Source organism: uncultured Pelagibacterium sp. (assembly GCF_963972885.1).
Lineage (GTDB): Bacteria > Pseudomonadota > Alphaproteobacteria > Rhizobiales > Devosiaceae > Pelagibacterium > Pelagibacterium nitratireducens.
Window position 1 is genome coordinate 1 of the sequence record NZ_CAXAXY010000153.1, and the last position, 3,820, is coordinate 3,820.

Here is a 3,820-nt window from a genome sequence, read left to right on the forward strand (position 1 = left end):
ACACCCTGATCCGCACCGATCTGCTGCACGAGACGGTTTTCGCCTATCTCAAGCAGAACCCGTTCGGCCTGTTTTCCCTCGTGCTCTGGCTCCTCAAGGGCAAGGCGCATCTCAAGCAGCAACTGGCCAGCCAGGTGACCCTCGAGGTCGACGACATCCCGCTCAACGCCGAGCTTGTCGCCTACGCCGAGGCCGAAAAGGCAAAAGGCCGTCAAATCATTCTGGCTACAGCGGCAGACAGCCTGCTGGCCATACGCATCGCTCACCGCTTCCCCTTTATCGACAAGACCATCGCATCCGATGGCATCACCAATCTCAAGGGCGCCACAAAGGCTCAAAAGCTGGCCGAAATGTTTCCCGATGGCTTCGTCTATGCCGGCGACAGCAAGACTGACCTTGCCGTCTGGAAAGTCGCGAAAGCCGGCGTTCTTGTCGAAACCACCGGTGGCGTGGAGCGCGCGGCCGCCCGCCTGACCGACATCGAGCACACCATAAAGCGTCCCACACGGCTCAGGGATTGGATCAAGGAGGCGCGCCTGCATCAATGGGCCAAGAACGCCTTGGTGTTCGTGCCGCTCATGCTGGGTGGCCATATGCTCGACCTCGCAGCATGGTCCAGCGCCGGCATGGCATTTCTCGCCCTGGGCATCCTCGCCTCCTCGACATATTTGCTCAACGACCTCTGGGACATCGCCGACGACCGCCGCCATTGGTCCAAGCGCAACCGTCCGCTCGCGGCCGGTCGCATATCCATCGCCAATGCCGTGGCCGCCATGCCCGTCGCCATGATTGCCGCCTTCGCGCTCGGCGCGCTGGTCAATCCCCTGGTTGTCGCAACGCTTGCCGCCTATCTGACCCTCACCGTCGCCTACTCCCTGGGGATCAAACGCAAGCCGATCCTCGATGCCTTCACGCTGGCCGTGCTGTTCACCTTACGACTCGTATTGGGCATTGTTGCCGTTGGCGTCATGGCCTCGCCATGGCTGCTTGTCTTTTCCATGTTCCTGTTTGCCTCGCTTTCCTTCGCCAAGCGCAACACCGAGGCGCAGCGCATGACCGACAATGGCGGATCGGGCCGGATCAGCGGGCGCGGATATTTCACAACCGATGCGCCTTTCATCATGGCCATGGGCGTGGCCAGCGGCATCGGCTCGGTTCTCATCCTTGTGCTCTATCTCACCCAGGATGCCCTGGCCGCCGATTTCTATTCGGATTCGATCTGGCTCTGGCTCATGCCCGCCGCCCTGTTCCTGTGGATCGGCCGCATCTGGATGCTCAGCTTTCGCGGCGAACTCAACGACGATCCCGTCGCCTTTGCCATGAAAGACCCCAAAAGCCTCATGCTCGCCGCCGGTCTGGCGCTCGGCTTCTTTCTCGCCTGGATCGGCATATGAGCCCGCAGGCTTTCCTCAAGCTGCCTCAGGTCGTGCGCTTCCTATTGCTTGGCGGTCTTGCAGCGGCGATCAACTGGCTGGTGCGTTTCCCGCTCTCGCTCGTGCTGCCGTTTCCCGCCGCCGTGTTCGTGGCCTATCTCATTGGCATGAGCGCCGGGTTCACGCTCTACCGCGCCTACGTGTTTCCCAATTCCCGCCAGTCCATGGCGCTGCAGGCCACGCTCTTTCTCATCGTCAATGCGCTCGGCGCCGTTGTCGTCATGGCGGTTTCACTGGCCCTGCTCGATCATTTGCTCCCGGCCGTCGGATGGCGCTTGCTGCCTGAAGCGGTTGCACACGGCACGGCAATCGGCGTCGGCGCTGTTGCAAATTTCTTCGGCCACAAATATCTCAGCTTTCGGACCGCTCCCGACCACGCAGAAAACTTGACTTGACGAGTCTGGTTTAAGCGCGCTAGGTCCGGGCGGTATTGAAAGCGATCCGACGATGCTGCGCCGATTTTTCTCCTATTACGCGCCCTATAAGGGCCTGTTTTTCCTCGATTTCGGCTGCGCGGTCATCGTCGGCCTGCTCGAATTGAGCTTCCCCGTGGTCGTCCAGCTCTATGTCGATCAATTGCTGCCCAGCCAGAACTGGTTCTGGATTCTTGCCGCCGCTGCTGGTCTGCTGGTCGTCTATATCCTCAATGCGGGCCTGCTTTCGGTGGTCAACTATTGGGGCCACGCGCTTGGCATCGGCATCGAGACCGACATGCGCCGTCAGGCCTTCGATCACCTCCACAAACTCTCATTCCGCTATTTCGACAACAAGAAGACCGGGCACCTCATCACCCACGTCACCAAGGATCTCGAAGAGGTCGGTGAGATCGCCCATCACGGTCCCGAAGACGTCTTTATCGCCATCATGACCTTTATCGGTGCCTTCATCATCATGGCGCTGATGAATTTAAAGCTCGCCGCGCTCACCCTGTTCATCGTCCCGGTCGCCGCCTTCCTGATCTTCAAATACGGAAGCGCCATGACCATGACCTGGAAGAACCTTTACGGCCGGGTCGGCGATTTCAACCAGCGCATCGAGGAATCGATCGGCGGGGTCCGTGCCGTACGTGCCTTTGCCAATGAGCGCCACGAGCGCAAGCTGTTCGAAGGCGACAACCAGAGCTACCGCACCACCAAGCTCAAGGCCTACAAGATCATGACGGCGTCGATCTCGATGTCCTATATGGCCAAGAGCCTCGTGCAGTTGATGGTCATGCTCGCCGGGACCGCGCTCGTCATGTATGGCGAAATGACCTACGGCCAGTTCGTCGGCTTTCTGCTTCTCATCACCGTTCTGTTTCGTCCCATCGACAAGATCATCTCGGTCATCGAAAGCTATCCCAAAGGCATCGCCGGCTTCAAACGCTTCACCGACCTGATCGATACCGAACCCGATATCGTCGATAGCCCAAGCGCAAAAAGGGTTTCCGATCTCAGGGGCGATATCGTCTTCGACAAGGTCAACTTCGCCTATTCGGACAACCGCCCGATCCTGGCCGACATCACCCTCGGCGTTAAAGCCGGGCAAACCATCGCCCTGGTCGGCCCCTCCGGTGCGGGCAAGACCACGATCTGCTCACTGCTGCCGCGCTTTTACGAAATCGATTCCGGCGCCATCACCATCGATGGCATCGACATCCGCGACATGACCCAGGATTCCCTGCGCAGCCAGATCGGCATCGTCCAGCAGGACGTTTTCATGTTCGGCACCTCGATCCGCGACAACATCGCTTACGGTCGCCTGGGTGCAACCGACGAGGAGATCATGGCCGCCGCCCGCAGGGCCCAGTTCGATAGCGTCATTGCCCAATTGCCCGACGGGCTCGATACCATGATCGGCGAGCGCGGGGTCAAACTCTCGGGCGGCCAGAAGCAGCGCCTCGCCATCGCGCGAATATTTCTGAAAAACCCGCCGATCCTCATTCTCGACGAGGCGACCTCGGCGCTCGATACCGAAACCGAAATGCAGATCCAGCGCGCGCTTTCGGCACTCTCGGAGGGCCGCACCACTCTGGTCATCGCCCACCGCCTGGCCACCATCCGCAACGCGGACCGCATCGCCGTGGTCGCCGATGGCCGTATCGTGGAAGAGGGCGCCCATGAAGCGCTGGTCGCCAGGGCCGGCGCCTATGCCCGACTGCACAATGCGCAGTTCGGCGCCTGGGCGGCTGAATAAGCGCCTGTCGGTTCGAAAGCGCGACCAGACAAGACGCTACGCCGCCAATCCCAGTGCCAGAAACGCCATGGTAATGAGGTTAAGCCCGATCCCACCGGAGCGCTTCCAGAAAAAGTGGTTTCCACTTTTTCGGTTCGGAAGCGTGACCACTTAGGAACTACGCCGCCAATCCCAGTGCCAGAAACGCCATGGTAATGAGGTTAAGCCCGATC

3 protein-coding genes are annotated in these 3,820 nt (G+C 60.2%); all 3 read left to right on the forward strand.

What is annotated here, in order from left to right:
• Positions 1-1,394, forward strand: a 1,394-nt coding sequence (locus AACZ55_RS15690; RefSeq protein WP_339647596.1) for a UbiA family prenyltransferase, incomplete at its 5' end; no start/stop codon positions are given.
• Complete coding sequence (locus AACZ55_RS15695) at positions 1,391-1,828, forward strand: GtrA family protein (protein WP_339647598.1); 438 nt, start codon at positions 1,391-1,393, stop codon at positions 1,826-1,828. The genes AACZ55_RS15690 and AACZ55_RS15695, both read left to right, overlap by 4 nt.
• Positions 1,829-1,880: 52 nt before the next feature.
• The gene (locus AACZ55_RS15700; protein WP_339647600.1) at positions 1,881-3,608 is read left to right on the forward strand and encodes an ABC transporter ATP-binding protein; all 1,728 of its coding nucleotides are present in this window, start codon (positions 1,881-1,883) and stop codon (positions 3,606-3,608) included.
• The last annotated feature ends 212 nt before the right edge of the window (positions 3,609-3,820 follow it).